The sequence below is a fragment of the Microbacterium sp. LB12 genome (genome assembly GCF_037150835.1).
GTDB lineage: Bacteria > Actinomycetota > Actinomycetes > Actinomycetales > Microbacteriaceae > Microbacterium.
The window spans coordinates 1-1,247 of record NZ_JBBCPF010000035.1 but is presented as its reverse complement, the minus strand read 5'-3'; the positions used below and the strand labels follow the sequence as shown (position 1 = coordinate 1,247).

General features: G+C 67.5%; 1 protein-coding gene. It reads right to left on the bottom strand.

Annotated elements, in window-relative coordinates:
• Positions 1–16: 16 nt before the first annotated feature.
• Positions 17–1,164, bottom strand: a protein-coding gene (locus tag WFM69_RS19250; protein ID WP_337007443.1) for an IS3 family transposase whose coding sequence is annotated in 2 segments (ribosomal slippage) — positions 17–894 and positions 894–1,164 — 1,149 coding nt in all. Because the reading frame shifts where the segments join, the coding sequence is not laid out codon by codon here.
• Between the last annotated feature and the right edge of the window lie 83 nt (positions 1,165–1,247).

The window sequence follows — 1,247 nt, the reverse complement described above, 5'->3', positions numbered from 1 at the left end:
TGGGCCGCCCCCGTTGTTAGGTCCGGTCTCTGTGTGAGTCGTCGGGTTTCATTTCGTGGGTGCAGTGGCGAGCATAGTCGGCCGGGGTGAGGTAGCCCAGCGCCGAGTGGCGTCGCACGGTGTTGTACTCGACCTTCCAGCCGCCGATGACGACCTGGGCGTGCAGCAGTGAGTAGAAGCTGTTGATGTTCAAGCACTCGTCGCGCAGGCGGGAGTTGAACGACTCGACGTAGCCGTTGAGCCACGGCGAGCCGGGCGGGATGTACGACAAGCCGGTGCGGGTGCCGGCCCAGTCGGCGATCGCCTGGCTGATGAACTCGGGCCCGTTGTCGCTTCTGAGGACCGCGGGCGGGCCGTGCAGCTTGACGAGGTCGTCGAGATGGTCGGTGAGACGGTCGGCGGTGATGGAGCGTTCCACGAGCCCGCCGAGGCAGACCCGGGTGTGCTCGTCCACGATCGACGCGATCTTGATCGGACGCCCGGCCTCGTCGACGTCGAACTGGAAGTCGATGGCCCACACCACGTTCGGGGCGCACGCCTTGGGGGCGTCCGCGGTCGAGGAGCCGATGCGCTTACGGCGACGTCGCTGGGGCACGCGTAGGCCTTCCTCGCGCCATAGCCGCTGGATCTTCTTGTGGTTGACCTGCCAGCCCTCGCCGCGGGCGTCGTGGTACGCGCGCCGGTAGCCCCAGCGGGGGTGCTTCTTCGCGTAACCGCGCAGCCATTCACGCAAGGCGGCGTCGGGGTCGGCGACGGTAGCGGCCTTGAGGGTGCGCCGGTAGGCGGACCTGGATAGCCCGGTCAGCCGGCACGCCATCCGCTCGCTCACCCGCATCTTCGCGATGAGGTGAGCGACGGCGGCGCGCCTCCTGCCCGGGCCTAGAAGTTTCCCTCTGCCAGCTCCTTCAGCGCCGCCTTCTCCAGCTCTGCTTCAGCGAGCAGACGCTTGAGGGTGGCGTTCTGCTTCTCGAGCTCCTTGAGGCGCTTGGCGTCGTCGGCCTTGAGCCCGCCGTACTGGTTGCGCCACCGGTAGTACGTCTGTTCCGACACGCCCAGCTCGCGGCACACCGCCGCGACGTCCGCGCCATCGGCCAGCATCCGGTCGGCCTGTCCGAGCTTGCGCACGACCTGCTCAGGCGTGTGCCGCTTCCTCGTGTTCGTCATGATGAGACCAGTCTTCCTGCCCGCAGCAGCGAGCATCAAGACGACTCACACAACGACTGGACCTACATCACGGGGTCGGCCCA